A 14,817-nucleotide genomic window follows, 5' to 3' on the forward strand; every position below is an offset into this window, starting at 1 on the left:
ATGTCAGGGAGATTAATGAAGTCAAGAAAAGATAGATACTTATTTGGGGTATGTGGTGGTATTGGTGAATACTTCGGTATTTCTGGGAATTTAGTCCGTATCATCGCAGTATTATTCAGTTTGGCACAGTTTCCAGTTTGGCTAATCTACATTATTTTAATTTTTGTAATGCCAAACAGAAGCCACTAAGAAGGTAGGAGTGAATAGAATGGCTAAGAAATTAACAAAATCACGTAATGACGTAAAAGTAGATGGTGTTTGTGCAGGAATCGCCGAATATTTTGAAATTGATCCGACGATTGTTCGTGTAATCTTTGTCTTCGTCACACTTTCTGGCGGAGCTGGAGTACTGATTTATCTATTGTTGGCATTGATTTTGCCTAGGGATGAAGGGCGTAGACGTGTAGATAGAGATGACCGTGACGAATACCGTCAAACTAAATCATTTGATGGTGAAGATCAGGACGACTATAATGAATCTGACTATTATAAAGATTCAAAAGATAATCCTGATGAGGAAGAAAGTTGGCGTGATTTCTAATTATGAGACGTTTTATATTAGCAACACTGATTGATGCTTTGGGCTTGATGGCTATTTCATGGCTTCTTGACCCGAATGTATATGTGGCAGATTTTTGGTCAGCAATCTTAGTAGCTATCGTATTGAGTATTGTGAACTCAATTATCCGTCCTATCGTAAACTTGTTGGCATTACCATTAAATATCCTAACATTCGGCTTGTTTAGATTAGTCGTAAATGGCTTTATGTTTATTATCGTAGGATTGTTCTTCCCAACATCCTTCGTATTCGCAAACTTCTTTTACGCAATGGCCGCAGCTTTCTTGTTCTCAATGTACCATTGGTTTTTTGAGAAATTTATCGAAGCTGGGAAATAAAACAGGCTATAAAAAATGTCATTAGACGCGTAACGTTGGAAGGCATAAGTGTAGTGACGGTACATCACACATCTTATGTCCGAAGCTACATGCGTCTGACATTTTGAGTTCGACTAAATAAGGGTGCGAGAGCCGACTAGGGTGCGAGAGCTAACGCAGTCAAATCTATATTTTAAATCCTAATCCGTTTGTTGATCTGAATGCCAGATTGACGGGCGGATTTTTCTTTTTCACAAATTACAGCTTAACCATCTGTCCATATGGGTCTAGTATGGTAAAATAGGGGCAAAGTGACTTGTTAAGAAAGGAAACCGTATATGACAAAGGTAACCGTGAAAGACTTAGTCGAAAAATTTGATTTTGAGGTTCTTTGTGGTGAAGATTATCTAGACCGCGAGATCATTACCAGTGATATTTCGAGACCTGGTTTGGAAATTACCGGCTATTTTAACTACTATCCATCAGAGCGTGTGCAATTATTTGGACGTGCTGAGCATACGTATTTGTCTAGAATGACTTCAGACGAGCGGCTATTGATTATGCGCCGTTTATCAAGGGAAGACACGCCATTCTTCATCTTCTCACGAGGCTTGCAACCTGAATATGAAGTGATTCAAGCAGCTAAAGAAAATCATATTCCCGTATTGAGTTCAACTACGACAACAACTCGTTTATCTAGTAACTTAACGGAGATGTTGCATGCCCGTCTAGCTGAACGGGTCTCTAAACACGGGGTATTCGTGGATGTATATGGGCTAGGTATTATGATTACTGGCCATTCTGGTGTAGGTAAATCAGAAACCGCTTTAGAACTTGTGAAAGGTGGTCACCGCCTGGTTGCTGACGACCGGGTTGACTTCTATCAGCGCGACGATACCACCATCATGGGCGAAGCCCCTGAAATTCTACGGAATGTGATGGAAATTCGCGGACTTGGGATTATCGATGTGATGACACTTTACGGGGCGGGTGCAGTCCGTAAAGAGCAACAGTTAAACCTGATTATCGACTTGAAAGACTTGAAGAAGGATGCGAAGTTTGACCGCCTGGGTACTGCGGAAGAGCGTGAACAAATTTTAGAGGTGGCGATTCCTAAAATTACCATTCCTGTCCAAACTGGGCGGAACATTTCAAGTATTATCGAGGTAGCAGCTATCAACTTTAGAGCCAAATCAATGGGATTTGACGCTGCACAAATGTTTAACGATCGTTTAACGAAACTTATCGACAAAAATAAATTATAAAAGCCCTATACTGTGACAATAAATAGTAAAAGGGATGAACAACTGCCATTAACAATAGGAGAGAAACAACAAAATGATGAATATAGCTGCAATAGATCCAGTCGCTTTTGACATATTTGGCTGGCCAATCCGTTGGTACGGGATTTTTATCGGGGTTGCTATTTTACTAGCCCTTACATTTGCTTCAAGAGATTTTCGTCGTAAGGGTTGGGATGAAGAATTTATTTTAGACGCAGCTGTATGGACCATTCTAATCGGTTTTATCGGCGCGCGCGTCTACTACGTCCTATTTGAATTAGACTACTACCTACAAAATCCAGGCGAAATCCTACAAATTTGGAACGGTGGGATTGCCATTTATGGTGGTGTGATCGCCGGAGGTTTAACCCTATACTTCTACGCTAAATCGAAGAAAATGGATCCTTTATTTGTAACGGATACGGTAGCACCTTACCTATTACTAGCGCAAGCCATCGGTCGTTGGGGTAACTTCGTTAACCAAGAAGCCCACGGTGGGGAAGTGACTTTAGAATTCCTACAAGATACCTTGCATTTACCACAATTTATCGTAGACGGGATGCACATCGACGGGGCTTACTACCATCCAACTTTCCTTTACGAATCAGTCTGGAATATCCTTGGGGTTGCCGTCCTATTATTCGTACGTTCACGTAATAAAACCTTGCGTATTGGCGACACCACCTTACTTTATCTGATTTGGTATTCATTTGGCCGCTTCTTCATCGAAGGGTTGCGGACAGACAGTTTGTGGTGGGGACCATTCCGTGTCAGCCAAGTATTAGCCGCCGTCTTATTCATCGGCGCATTATTGATTTTTGCTGCACGCCGCATCAACGACAAATATTATGAATACTACTCTGAACACAACGGTCCGGCTTACAAATCAAGTAAATAGAAATTATGTCAATAGATTGGAGAAGTGATGACGTGACGTCCAAAAATATTGCCGTACTAGGCGCTGGTTCATGGGGAACAGCACTTGCCATGGTCCTTGCAGAAAATGGCCATCAGGTGACCTTGTGGACCCATAATCCAGACCAGGCCCGTGAGATTCAAACCACTGGGAAAAATGACCATTATTTACCTGATCTAGTGTTGCCGAAGAATATCATTGCAACAAACGATATGGCCAAAGCCTTGGACCAGGCAGACTTAATCAACTTCGTCGTGCCCACCAAGGCCATACGGCAGGTAGCAAGCCAGGTGGTTGCTATTTTGCAGGAGAAAAATGTGCATGAATTACCAGTCATAATGCACGCGGCTAAGGGATTAGAGCAGGGCACTCACTTGCGGATTTCTGAGATTTTAACGGAAGTCTTCCAGCCAATCGCCCAAGCACGGGTGGTGGTATTATCCGGACCAAGTCATGCAGAAGAGGTGGTCAAACATGATATTACGGCCATAACAGCGGCTTCAATTGATGACGAGGCCTGCCACTTAGTCCAAGAAGTATTCATGAATGACTACTTTAGGGTTTATACCAATCCGGATATCATCGGAGTTGAACTGGCAGGATCATTGAAAAATATTATCGCCTTAGGTGCAGGTGCCTTAGTAGGTGCAGGTTATGGGGACAATGCCAAGGCGGCTTTAATCAGCCGAGGGCTTGCTGAAATTACCCGGTTAGGAGTAGCTATGGGGGCTGATCCCTTAACCTTTATGGGCCTTTCAGCAGTCGGTGACTTGATCGTTACTGCCACCAGTGTCCACTCAAGAAACTGGCGGGCGGGTCAACAAGTTGGTCAAGGTCAAGCGGTTAAAGCTGTTGAAGACCATATGGGTATGGTTGTTGAAGGGTTTGCGACAGCTGTTTCAGCCTATGAATTGGCCCAACAAGAGGGCGTTGATATGCCGATTACCCAAGCAATTTACAAGGTGATTCAAGGTGAGGCTACTATTCAAGATGTGATTGCCACTTTAATGGCTAGAGAACGCAAAGGTGAATTGCAATTTGAAGATGACTTGAAGGATATTTTTTAAGGGCACTTTGAGTTATAATGAAGTTAGAAAATTTAGTAGATAAATGGAGGATTCATTCATGGCGAAAGTAAGAAAAGCGATTATTCCTGCAGCAGGGCTAGGTACACGGTTCTTACCTGCAACAAAGGCAATGGCGAAAGAGATGTTGCCGATTGTTAATAAACCAACGATTCAATTTATCGTAGAAGAGGCCTTGGCTTCTGGGATTGAAGATATTCTAATTGTTACTGGAAAAAGTAAACGACCAATCGAAGACCACTTTGACTCAAATGTAGAGTTAGAGTCTAACTTGGCAGATAAGGGTCGCGATGACTTGCTTGAAATCATCGGGGAAACTGTCGGGTTAAACCTATTCTTCAAACGTCAATCTTATCCAAAAGGGTTAGGAGACGCGGTATTACAAGCAAAAGCCTTTGTTGGTGACGAGCCTTTTGTCGTAATGCTTGGGGATGACTTGATGGTTGACGAAGTGCCATTAACGAAACAATTGATTGACGCTTATGATGTCACAAAAGCATCTAACATTGCGGTAATGCCTGTACCACATGAAGATACAGATAAATACGGGGTAATCGATCCTGAAGCGCAATTTTCTGAAAAAATCTATAATGTAAAACAATTCGTTGAAAAACCAAAACCAGAAGATGCGCCATCAAACTTGGCTATTATCGGTCGTTACTTGTTAACACCAGAAATATTTGACTTGTTGGAAACACAAGGTGAGGGTGCTGGTAACGAAATTCAATTAACAGATGCCATTGACCGTTTAAATAAAACGCAACGCGTGTTTGCGTATGAGTTTACTGGTCGTCGTTATGATGTTGGGAATAAATTGGGCTACATGCAAACAAGCATTGAATACGGTCTTGAACAAGACGATATCAAAGAAGGTTTGAAAGAGTACTTACTATCCATTGAAGATGAACTTTAATTCATTAGAGAATTTTTGTGAAAGGTTGTAATTAGCTTGAGCTAGTTACAACCTTTTTCCCTTAAATCGTGTTAGAATGGTAAGCGATGTTAAGAAAAGCAATTGATTATAAAAATGAAAAATTACAAGAAAGGATGTGTACAATTTGGCAGAAGAAATTCAAAAATTTGATGTAGTTGTGGTTGGTGCAGGACCAGCAGGTATGACTGCTGCCTTATACGCATCACGGGCTAACTTGTCTGTAGCATTATTAGAACGTGGAATCCCTGGGGGCGAATTGGTCAATACAGCGGATGTCGAAAACTACCCGGGCTTCAAAAACATTCAAGGACCAGACTTGGCCAATGAAATGTACGAAGGGGCAATGCAATTTGGTGTGGTCCACGAATTTGGGACGGTCACTAAAGTAACGCCGAATGAAGGAGCACATGTACTAGAAACAGATATGGGGAAAACTTACCAAGCTAAAGCAATCATTATCGCAACTGGTTCTGTTCACCGTAAATTAGGTGTACCAGGTGAAGACAAATACTCAGGTCGCGGTGTATCTTACTGTGCGGTTTGTGACGGGGCTTTCTTCCGGGATAAAGACCTTCGTGTAATCGGTGGGGGCGACTCAGCCGTTGAAGAGGGGACTTACTTAACACAATTTGGTAAAAACGTGAATATCGTTCACCGTCGTGACGAATTACGTGCTCAAAAAATCTTACAAGACCGTGCCATGTCTAACGATAAGGTTGATTTCACATGGGATACCGTTGTGAAGGAGATCAAAGGGGACGACATGAAAGTCACTGGTTTAGCCGTTGAAAACGTGAAAACTGGTGAAATCACAGACGTGGATACAGATGGTGTCTTCATTTATGTTGGTTTGATTCCAAATACCGAAGCATTTGCTGATTTAAACATCACAGATGAAGAAGGTTGGGTCATCACAAATGAAGATATGCAAACAAATATTCCTGGTATCTTCGCCATTGGAGACGTTCGTCAAAAGAAATTACGCCAAATTTCAACAGCAGTCGGTGACGGTGCCATTGGTGGTCAAGAAGCTTTCAATTACATTGAAGCACTAAACGACTAGTTATAAACATCATATAACACAGCTAAAGCAAGGAGAATGTGCGTTAGCTTGAAGGGGGTAGGCTTTGGTCTACCTCCTTTTTATTGAAAAGGGACCAATCTTCGCTTAAGTTAGCAGCCTATATGAAATTACCAGTCAGCTTGTCTTTGATATATCTTTTTTCATAAAATTTGATACAATAAGATTAAGATGTTATCGCTTTTAAAACTAGGGAGGCTATATGATGAACTGGAAAGAAACTTACTTACAATGGCGTAATTTTGAGAACTTAGATGGTGCTTTGAAAGAGGATTTGGCGTCTATTGAAGCTGACGAAAAATTGCTTGAGGATGCTTTCTATCAACCATTGAGTTTTGGTACAGCTGGTATGCGCGGGATTTTAGGTGCCGGCATTAACCGGATGAATATTTATACCATTCGTCAAGCGACTGAAGGATTGGCTAACTTACTAGAAGATTATGGTCAAGATGCGAAGGACCGTGGGGTTGCGATTGCTTACGATTCTCGTCATATGTCACCTGAATTTGCTATGGAATCGGCGAAAACTTTGGGGGCACATGGAATTAAATCTTACGTATTTGAATCATTACGCCCAACGCCTGAATTGTCATTTGCAGTCCGTGAATTAAATGCCTTTGCGGGGATTATGATTACAGCTTCTCACAACCCGGCTGACTACAACGGTTTCAAGGTTTACGGGGAAGATGGTGGACAAATGCCACCAGTGGACGCGGATGCTGTAACAGCTAACGTACGTGCGGTTGAAAACCCATTAACTGTTGAAGTGGGCGATGAAGCAGCGCTTAAAGCTGACGGGACAATTACCATTATTGGTGAAGAAATCGACCAAAAATACTTAGACAATATGAAGTCTGTTGTAGTAGACCAAGCTGTAATCGACGAGATGGCTGACCAAGTATCTATCGTTTATACACCGCTACATGGTACTGGCCAAATGTTGGTGGAGCGGACTTTAGCTGACGCGGGGTTTACCAATGTCACCTATGTGGCTGAGCAAAAAGAACCGGATGCTGATTTTTCAACGGTTAAATCACCAAACCCTGAAGAAGCGGGTGCTTTTGAAGTGGCTGAAAAGTACGGTAAGGACAATGACGCGGATATCTTAATCGCGACCGACCCGGATGCGGACCGTATGGGTGCAGCTGTGAAATTGCCAAACGGTGACTACCAAGTGATTACTGGTAACCAAATTGCTGCTTTAATGACGCATTATATTTTAACCGCTAAGAAAAATACTGGTACATTACCTGATAACGGTGTGATTTTAAATTCAATTGTATCAAGTAAAATGCCAACAACGATTGCCAAATCATTTGGTGTTGAAACAGTTGAAGTATTAACTGGATTCAAATTTATTGCTGAAAAAATCAAAAACTATGAAGCTGACGGCAGCAAGACTTTCCTATTTGGTTTCGAAGAAAGTTACGGATACTTAGTGAAAGCCTTCGTTCGTGATAAAGATGCCGTTCAAGCGACTTTACTATTAGCTGAAGTAGCTGCCTTCTATAAGAAACAAGGTAAAACAGCTTACGACGGCTTACAAGACTTGTTTGCTGAATACGGTACCTACCAAGAAAAAACAATTTCTGTAAGCTTACCAGGTCAAGAGGGTGCAGCGAAAATTGAAGCCATCCTAAATAATTTGCGTGGGGAAGGCTTAAGCGAGATTGCTGGCCAAGCAGTTGTTGAAACTGAAGACTACCTGCAGGACACGCGCCAATTTGCTGACGGTACCACTGAAGCCTTAGGCATGGACAAATCGAATGTATTGAAATACTATCTAGCAGATGAAACATGGATTGCCGTCAGACCATCAGGTACTGAACCAAAAATTAAGTTCTATATTGGGGTGGTCGCTGATTCACTGGAAGCAACTCAAGCAAAAGTTAAGGCATATGAGGCAGCCTTAAACGACTTAACGGCTTAAGCGTTTGCTGTCTGGCAACTTTATCGACAAAAGGGCAACCTTGCATCTCCCCTTTAAGGAGGAAAAAACAAATTGAATGATCAACTAAAATTAGTCATTATCACAGGTATGAGCGGTGCCGGTAAAACGGTCGCCCTACAAAGTTTTGAAGATATGGGTTACTACTGCGTGGATAATATGCCACCGTCACTATTACCTAAATTCTGGGAATTAATCAAAGAAACAGGTAAAATCAGTAAAATCTGTTTAGTGATTGATTTACGGTCACGTTCATTCTTTGATGAGTTATTAACAGAGATTAATGGCATGGACAACACGAACACCATTGAAATGTCCGTATTATTCCTAGAAGCGGATGATCAGACTTTAGTGGCTCGTTATAAAGAAACACGCCGTGCCCACCCACTTCAAAAAGATGGGGTGTCTGTCTTAGAAGCGATTCAAAAAGAAAAAACCTTATTAAATGATATTCGTAAGGAATCTACAGTGATTGATACGACTAACTTAACACCGCGTAAATTCCGCGAGTTATTGTTGACTGAATTCCAATCTGAAGATGAGGGAACTTTCACTGTTAATGTTATGTCATTTGGATTCAAATATGGTTTGCCCATTGATTCAGATATCGTGATGGACGTCCGTTTCTTACCAAATCCGCATTATATCGATGAGCTACGCCCAATGACAGGGCTGGATGCACCAGTTTATGACTACGTCATGTCTCAACCAGAAACAGAGACTTTCTACCGTAAATTTACTGATTTATTAGATTTTGAATTACCTTTATATGAAAAAGAAGGGAAGTCTAGTCTGACGATCACTATCGGTTGTACAGGCGGTCAGCATCGGTCAATTGCCTTGACTGAACGTGTTGCTCACCATATCCAAGACCTAGGTTACCAGGTCAACATCATCCACCGTGATCGCACAAAAAGAAAAGAGTCGATGAACCTATCGTGATAAATAAGAATCCACATCCGGGTAGACGACCAAAGGTTGCGGTCATCGGAGGCGGAACGGGTCTTCCTATCTTGTTGGAAGGGCTAAAGAACGCTGATTGTAATGTCACAGCCATCGTCACAGTGGCTGATGATGGTGGGTCGAGTGGCTCTTTACGTAATGCAGTCAGTACAATTCCTCCAGGAGATATCCGTAATTGCCTAGTTGCACTATCGGACATGAAGAAAATATATAAGGATGTATTTCAATACCGTTTTAGTGAAGAAGATAAAGAATTTTCTGGTCACGCGATTGGGAACTTAATCATTGCAGCCATTGCTGAAATGCGGGGTGATACCTTTGCCGCTATGCGTTTACTTTCTTATATGATGGAAGTGGATGGCAAGGTCTTGCCAGCTTGTGAGGAGGCGCTTGTTTTACAAGGGCACTTTGCAGATGGGACTATGATTGAAGGGGAAACAGCTGTAGTAGCCTACCCTGACCAAATTCAAGAAGTGACTGTTCGCTTGGCCAATGACCGACCGCAAGTGGATGAGTTGGGTAATCCAATCACCAATCCGCGTGCTGGGCGCGAAGTGGTGTCAGAAATTATGCAGGCCGATATGGTTATTCTGGGACCGGGTTCTTTATACACGTCTATTTTGCCGAACGTGGCAATTGAGGAAATTCGAAACGCAATTGTTGACACGCCCGCTAAAGTTGTCTATATTTGTAATATCATGACACAACTTGGCGAGACTGAGCATTTCTCAGATGCAGATCATGTACGTGTAATTAACGAACACTTAGGGGCTAAAGCAATAGACACGGTGCTATTGAATAAAACCCCAGTACCCTTTGAATATTTGGAGGGTGCCAGTGAGAAGGACTATTTAGTTCAAATCACGCAAGACCGTCAAGGCTTGGCAGACCAAAAATGTCAGGTGGTTGGCTGTGACTTTTTAAATCTTGAAAAGAGTGGGGTCTATCATAACCAAGATAAATTAGTGGGCGCTATTATGGATGTCATGAATGATCGCATAAAATAAAGTGAATAAGAAAGAGGTGAGCTGGTGGCTTCATTTGCAGGAGATGTAAAGAAAGAACTCACTCAGCTAACAGTGGACTATGAGCACGCGCGTTCAGAGCTAGCAGCCATTTTACGTATGAATGGATCAATTTCTATTATGGATGGAAATTTAATCTTAAATGTACAGACAGAAAATGCCGCAATTGCACGACGAATCTACTCACTGTTGAAGGAATTTTTTCATACCCACGGTGAGTTGGTTGTTCGGAAGAAAATGAAATTAAAAAAGAATAATATCTATATTGTGCGGGTGAAAGACCGAGTTGAGGAGATTTTGAAGGATTTAGAAATTCTAGATAATTTGGTCATCAATCCAAATATTTCAGCCGAGATGATGGAAAATGAACAACGGAGTAGGTCATACTTGCGTGGGGCATTCTTGGCTGGTGGGTCAGTGAATAATCCAGAAAAATCAGCTTATCATTTAGAAATTTACTCAGTATATGAAGAGCATTGCGAAGACTTGGTGACGATGATGAACCAGTTTAATTTAAATGCGCGGTCAGTCGAACGTCGGTCTGGTTATATCGCCTATTTAAAAGGGTCAGAACAGATTGCTGACTTCTTAGCCCTAATCGGGGCCACTTCTTCTATGCTGAAGTTTGAAGATATTCGGATTGTTCGCGACATGCGGAATTCTGTCAATCGGATTGTCAATTGTGAGAATGCCAACTTGAATAAGACGGTGACGGCAGCCTCCAAACAAGTTGAAAATATCGAATTAATTCAATCAACCGTTGGGATCGGTGAATTGCCTGAAAAATTACAAGAGATTGCCTTACTGCGGTTGGAAAACCCAGAGGCATCTATTAAAGAATTAGGGGAACTGGTTGACGGTGAACCGATTTCTAAATCAGGTGTCAACCACCGACTACGTAAGATTAACCAATACGCTGAGCAATTAAGAAATACAGCAATGACACAATAGAATAAATTTAGAAGAATAGATAGAATGAAGCGATTTGACAGTGGGTGACTGCTTGAAAATCGCTTTTTTTGATTGCAATTTACGTGTATCCAATCAGTTGGTTATAGTAGGGGGCAAAATTCAGTATTGGTCATTTTTTTCCTTTGTATTACATAATATCGGCTAATCATTCAGCCAGACGATTGCTCAGGAGAAACGTTTAAAAAAATTTACGATAAAAGCCTTGTGGGTGAACATAATCTTCACCCACAAGGCCTTTTCTATAGCTGATGCATGTGCAGGTGACCAGCTGGTACTAGAAGTGGTTTAGTGAATAATTAGTTGGTGGTATCTCTAATTATTAGATGATGGCTAGGGCTAAGGCGACTAGGGCAGACCCAGTTCTCACATGGTTCCACCTAGACCATTGTTGGACAAAGTCAGTCCAATCGATTCGGATTTTCCGGTTAGCTAGTTGGCGGTTCAGTGGCATATTGTAGGCGATAGTTACACCGATGACGCCGACAAAATAAATCACAAAGCTCAGATACATTTGCCAGCCAATGGGGTTGCCTAGCAAAATCATCGCAATGAATAAAAATATCGGTGCAAAAAAACTGCCTAGAAATCGGTCGTTTTCAATCTGTTTGTTGATGTCTTGCATGATTCTTTGCCCAACGTTTCTGGCTTGTTTGCCAAGCACGGGCATGATGGTGTTGGAGAAAGAAAAATAGAAGCCTAGTTGGATGGCCAGGCAAAAGACATAAACAATTTGAAAAATAGACATACTCGCTTTCCCCCTAACCAAAACCTAGCTACAATAGTTTTCAAATAGCTATTTTTAATAGCCTATCATTAAGTCTATTGTACTGGAACAAGTTTCTGCTGGAAAGTGGGAGCTCGATAAATCAGGATGGGGCCAAATTTAAGTTGAGCTAGTCTAATTTGCTACTGGATTAATCTAAAATCAGGGTTTCGATATTGGCCACTAATTGTTCGTCAGGGTTTTGCGGTTGATCAACGCCGATTTTTTTACGGAGGAAAGTCACTTCAGATACTTGAACCTCAATTGTTGAAACGTTTTGACCTTGTTTGTTTTCAAACTGACGCATACGTAATTGACCAACAACCGCTAATTCATCGCCTTTTTGCATGTAGGCATCAATGAGTTTAGCCGTCCCGTTCCATGCGGTAATAGGAATAAAGTCGACATAGTCAGCCCCATCTTTCCCTTTGCGGTTAATGGCTACTGCATTATTGACCACTTGTCGATTGTTTGAAATTTCAGTTAGAGTGACTTCTCTGGCTAGACGTCCGATTAATTGCACTTGATTCATTTTTCATCCTCCTAATGTTTCTGGCTCAATAGAGGTTACCCCTCCAATCTATTACATACGTATTTATTCGCTAATTCCCCCCAAAAAGTTCACAAATTTTTGATATTTTATAAAATTAGGGCAAAAGATAGGTAAAGATAGCCGGTCGTAATGGATTTTAGGGTACAATATAAGAGAATAGAAATGCTGCCCTAAACCACCCAATAGTAGCGCTGGACTAAATATTAAAGGAATAATTTGACTTATAAGGAGGACGAAAACATGAACATCTTGATGATTGAAGATAACGAAAGTGTTGCAGAGATGATGAGTATGTTTTTTGAACAACAAAAAGACTGGGAAGCGACCTTTATCCAAGATGGTGAAGAAGGCTGGCAACACTATTTAGCCAACGAGGAGACCATTGAAATGGTGATTTTGGATTTAAACTTACCAAGTAAAGATGGGATCCAAATCTGTCGTGACATCCGCCAACAAAATAAACAAGTGCCGATTATCATGTTGACTGCCCGAGACGCAGAAAGTGAGCAAGTCCTTGGTTTAGGCCTTGGTGCAGACGATTACGTGACCAAACCCTTTGACCCAATCACCTTTATGGCCCGGATGCGTGCACTATACCGCCGTAGCCAATTAACTGAATCTTCAGTTGAAGCCACAGAGGAAAAGGGCAAGGCGGACCAATTTGACATCCAAACAGAGTTTATCCGGATCAACAGCCAAAACCGTGAAGCCTTCTATAACGACCAATTAATTCAACACTTAACGCCAAAAGAATTTGAAATCCTACAATTATTGGCTGGTCGTCCAAAACAAGTATTTACCCGGGAACACTTACTGACCACGCTATGGGAAGATCCATTCTACGGGGATGAGCGTACGGTAGATGCCCACATTAAAAAGCTACGTCAAAAAATGGAAGAGTATGGGCCACAACTTATTCAAACAGTCTGGGGAGTAGGCTATAAATTCGACGAAACTGGTGTTTAACAATGAAATTGAACTTCTTTTACCAACAAATCCTCAGCTTTCTAGTGGTTATTGGAATGACCATAGTAGCCATGGGGGTGACTTTGTTTTCTTTTTCTAGGGACCAAGTGCTCCTACGGCAAGAACAACAATTGAATGACATTGCCCAATTTATTTCAGGGCAGACCATTTCAACGGAATTCTTAACTTCAATGGAACCCTTACTCCAGTCGTCCAATATGAAATTATTATACTTCAATGCGGACAATAAATTGATTTATCCACTCGATGAAGCGGAGACTATTCCAAACAATCAGTTGACTGATGAAGAATTGAAGTCCCTTGAAAATGGTCACGATTTGAATTTACGGACCTTTGAAATGGGCTTTACGGAAAAAGACGGAGATGCTTTAGCAATCTTCATGCCGCTGACCAATGCGGAAGACCAGACCTTTGCGGGTTACTTAGTCATTGGGGTGCCTTCTAGCAAATCCGATGCGATCATTGATAATCTGGTGCAAAATGTGGTCAAAGGCATTATGATTGCCTTGATTATAGCGGTCATTTTTTCAGTCATTATTGCGGGCTATCAAAATAAACGGATTCGCCGGATCCAAGAGGCCACTCAAAAAATTGCCCAAGGTGATTATTCCGTTCGTTTAGAGGTTAATAATATTGATGAATTTGACGATTTAGCCAAAGATTTTAACCAAATGGCGGTTGCCTTAGGGGAGGCTGAAGTGGAAATCGACCGGCAAGAAAACATCCGCCGTCAATTGATGATGGATGTGGCCCACGAAATCCGGACCCCACTAACGACTATGATTGGTTTATTGGAAGGATTAAGACAAAAAGTTTTGCCAGAAAATAAAATCGACCGGTCTGTGGACTTGATGTACAAGGAAGCTAATCGCTTAAATCGTCTAGTCAACGAAAACTTGGACATTGAAAAAATCCGGTCTAATGAAATCGTATTGAAGAAATCAAAATTCAATGCAGCCGAAGTATTAAGGGATATTTCATTGCAATTATCAGAAACAGCCAAAGCTAAGCACACCAAGTTTGAATTAGATATGCCAGACGAAGTGCCAATTTATGCTGATTATGACCGGTTCCACCAAATTATCTTCAATATCACCCAAAATGCGGTACAATTTACCGATTATGGCGAAATTTTTATGTCCAGCGCCTTTCAAGATGGGGAAACTTATATTAAAATAAAAGATTCAGGTATGGGCATGACGAAAGAACAAGTCGAAAATATCTGGGAGCGATTCTATAAAGCAGATATATCCCGGAAAAATAACGAATTCGGTGAATCTGGCTTAGGTTTATCGATTGTTAAACAACTCGTTGAACTACATCAAGCCACTATCCATGTGGAAAGTGAAGCTGGGGTTGGGACAATATTTACCCTAGTATTTTACGACCGTGAAACACTAGCAGAAAAAAATAAGGTCGACTAGGATTTAA

The 14,817-nt window shown here is 41.4% G+C and carries 16 protein-coding genes; 14 read left to right on the top strand and 2 right to left on the bottom strand.

Annotated elements, in window-relative coordinates; translation table 11 throughout:
- The 12 genes from B2V22_RS03575 (at window position 1) to whiA (ending at window position 11,062) form a co-directional block, all read left to right on the top strand.
- Complete coding sequence (locus B2V22_RS03575) at window positions 1-189, top strand: PspC domain-containing protein (RefSeq protein ID WP_111857554.1); 189 nt, start codon at window positions 1-3, stop codon at window positions 187-189.
- Window positions 190-208: 19 nt separating this feature from the next.
- On the top strand, window positions 209-541 hold the full coding sequence (locus B2V22_RS03580; RefSeq protein WP_290490614.1) for a PspC domain-containing protein: 333 nt from the start codon (window positions 209-211) through the stop codon (window positions 539-541).
- A gap of 2 nt (window positions 542-543) precedes the next feature.
- Window positions 544-897 carry a phage holin family protein gene (locus B2V22_RS03585; protein ID WP_290490615.1) on the top strand — a complete coding sequence of 118 codons (354 nt, stop codon included), beginning with the start codon at window positions 544-546 and terminating at the stop codon, window positions 895-897.
- Window positions 898-1,214: 317 nt separating this feature from the next.
- Window positions 1,215-2,141 (top strand): HPr(Ser) kinase/phosphatase, encoded by a 927-nt coding sequence (hprK, locus tag B2V22_RS03590; protein WP_290490616.1) that lies wholly within the window; start codon window positions 1,215-1,217, stop codon window positions 2,139-2,141.
- A 73-nt stretch (window positions 2,142-2,214) separates the two neighbouring features.
- Complete coding sequence (lgt, locus tag B2V22_RS03595) at window positions 2,215-3,057, top strand: prolipoprotein diacylglyceryl transferase (protein WP_290490617.1); 843 nt, start codon at window positions 2,215-2,217, stop codon at window positions 3,055-3,057.
- 5 nt (window positions 3,058-3,062) lie between these two features.
- A complete protein-coding gene (locus B2V22_RS03600; protein WP_290490618.1) occupies window positions 3,063-4,142 on the top strand; it encodes an NAD(P)H-dependent glycerol-3-phosphate dehydrogenase in 1,080 nt (359 codons plus the stop codon).
- Window positions 4,143-4,200: 58 nt separating this feature from the next.
- On the top strand, window positions 4,201-5,073 hold the full coding sequence (gene galU, locus B2V22_RS03605) for a UTP--glucose-1-phosphate uridylyltransferase GalU (protein ID WP_016897951.1): 873 nt from the start codon (window positions 4,201-4,203) through the stop codon (window positions 5,071-5,073).
- A 202-nt stretch (window positions 5,074-5,275) separates the two neighbouring features.
- A complete protein-coding gene (trxB, locus tag B2V22_RS03610) occupies window positions 5,276-6,157 on the top strand; it encodes a thioredoxin-disulfide reductase (protein ID WP_396159403.1) in 882 nt (293 codons plus the stop codon).
- A gap of 223 nt (window positions 6,158-6,380) precedes the next feature.
- Window positions 6,381-8,105, top strand: a complete 1,725-nt coding sequence (locus B2V22_RS03615) for a phospho-sugar mutase (protein WP_290490643.1) — start codon at window positions 6,381-6,383, stop codon at window positions 8,103-8,105.
- A gap of 72 nt (window positions 8,106-8,177) precedes the next feature.
- Window positions 8,178-9,065, top strand: a complete 888-nt coding sequence (gene rapZ, locus B2V22_RS03620; protein ID WP_290490620.1) for an RNase adapter RapZ — start codon at window positions 8,178-8,180, stop codon at window positions 9,063-9,065.
- Complete coding sequence (locus B2V22_RS03625) at window positions 9,062-10,093, top strand: gluconeogenesis factor YvcK family protein (protein WP_290490621.1); 1,032 nt, start codon at window positions 9,062-9,064, stop codon at window positions 10,091-10,093. Before rapZ ends, B2V22_RS03625 begins: the two co-directional genes overlap by 4 nt.
- 24 nt (window positions 10,094-10,117) lie before the next feature.
- Complete coding sequence (gene whiA, locus B2V22_RS03630) at window positions 10,118-11,062, top strand: DNA-binding protein WhiA (protein WP_290490622.1); 945 nt, start codon at window positions 10,118-10,120, stop codon at window positions 11,060-11,062.
- A gap of 340 nt (window positions 11,063-11,402) precedes the next feature.
- Here whiA and B2V22_RS03635 read toward each other — a convergent pair whose 3' ends face one another.
- Both B2V22_RS03635 and B2V22_RS03640 read right to left on the bottom strand, forming a co-directional pair.
- Window positions 11,403-11,828 carry a DUF1772 domain-containing protein gene (locus tag B2V22_RS03635; protein WP_290490623.1) on the bottom strand — a complete coding sequence of 142 codons (426 nt, stop codon included), beginning with the start codon at window positions 11,826-11,828 and terminating at the stop codon, window positions 11,403-11,405.
- Between the two features lie 169 nt (window positions 11,829-11,997).
- Window positions 11,998-12,378: a single-stranded DNA-binding protein gene (locus B2V22_RS03640; RefSeq protein WP_290490624.1), complete on the bottom strand. Its 381-nt coding sequence runs from the start codon at window positions 12,376-12,378 to the stop codon at window positions 11,998-12,000.
- Window positions 12,379-12,639: 261 nt separating this feature from the next.
- On the opposite strand from B2V22_RS03640, the gene B2V22_RS03645 reads away from it, so the two are divergent.
- Window positions 12,640-13,365, top strand: coding sequence for a response regulator transcription factor (locus B2V22_RS03645; RefSeq protein WP_290490625.1), 726 nt, complete (start codon window positions 12,640-12,642; stop codon window positions 13,363-13,365).
- A gap of 2 nt (window positions 13,366-13,367) precedes the next feature.
- Window positions 13,368-14,810: a sensor histidine kinase gene (locus tag B2V22_RS03650; RefSeq protein ID WP_290490626.1), complete on the top strand. Its 1,443-nt coding sequence runs from the start codon at window positions 13,368-13,370 to the stop codon at window positions 14,808-14,810.
- Window positions 14,811-14,817 lie beyond the last annotated feature (7 nt).

The organism is Aerococcus sp. UBA6277, from assembly GCF_002440555.1.
GTDB lineage: Bacteria > Bacillota > Bacilli > Lactobacillales > Aerococcaceae > Aerococcus.

Excerpts from the sequence above, each read along its gene's own strand:
- B2V22_RS03575 (WP_111857554.1), top strand. The coding sequence starts at position 1 with ATGTCAGGGAGATTAATGAAGTCAAGAAAAGATAGATACTTATTTGGG.
- B2V22_RS03580 (WP_290490614.1), top strand. The coding sequence starts at position 209 with ATGGCTAAGAAATTAACAAAATCACGTAATGACGTAAAAGTAGATGGT.
- B2V22_RS03585 (WP_290490615.1), top strand. The coding sequence starts at position 544 with ATGAGACGTTTTATATTAGCAACACTGATTGATGCTTTGGGCTTGATG.
- hprK (WP_290490616.1), top strand. The coding sequence starts at position 1,215 with ATGACAAAGGTAACCGTGAAAGACTTAGTCGAAAAATTTGATTTTGAG.
- lgt (WP_290490617.1), top strand. The coding sequence starts at position 2,215 with ATGATGAATATAGCTGCAATAGATCCAGTCGCTTTTGACATATTTGGC.
- B2V22_RS03600 (WP_290490618.1), top strand. The coding sequence starts at position 3,063 with ATGTCAATAGATTGGAGAAGTGATGACGTGACGTCCAAAAATATTGCC.
- galU (WP_016897951.1), top strand. The coding sequence starts at position 4,201 with ATGGCGAAAGTAAGAAAAGCGATTATTCCTGCAGCAGGGCTAGGTACA.
- trxB (WP_396159403.1), top strand. The coding sequence starts at position 5,276 with ATGACTGCTGCCTTATACGCATCACGGGCTAACTTGTCTGTAGCATTA.
- B2V22_RS03615 (WP_290490643.1), top strand. The coding sequence starts at position 6,381 with ATGAACTGGAAAGAAACTTACTTACAATGGCGTAATTTTGAGAACTTA.
- B2V22_RS03635 (WP_290490623.1), bottom strand. The coding sequence starts at position 11,828 with ATGTCTATTTTTCAAATTGTTTATGTCTTTTGCCTGGCCATCCAACTA.
- B2V22_RS03640 (WP_290490624.1), bottom strand. The coding sequence starts at position 12,378 with ATGAATCAAGTGCAATTAATCGGACGTCTAGCCAGAGAAGTCACTCTA.
- B2V22_RS03645 (WP_290490625.1), top strand. The coding sequence starts at position 12,640 with ATGAACATCTTGATGATTGAAGATAACGAAAGTGTTGCAGAGATGATG.
- B2V22_RS03650 (WP_290490626.1), top strand. The coding sequence starts at position 13,368 with ATGAAATTGAACTTCTTTTACCAACAAATCCTCAGCTTTCTAGTGGTT.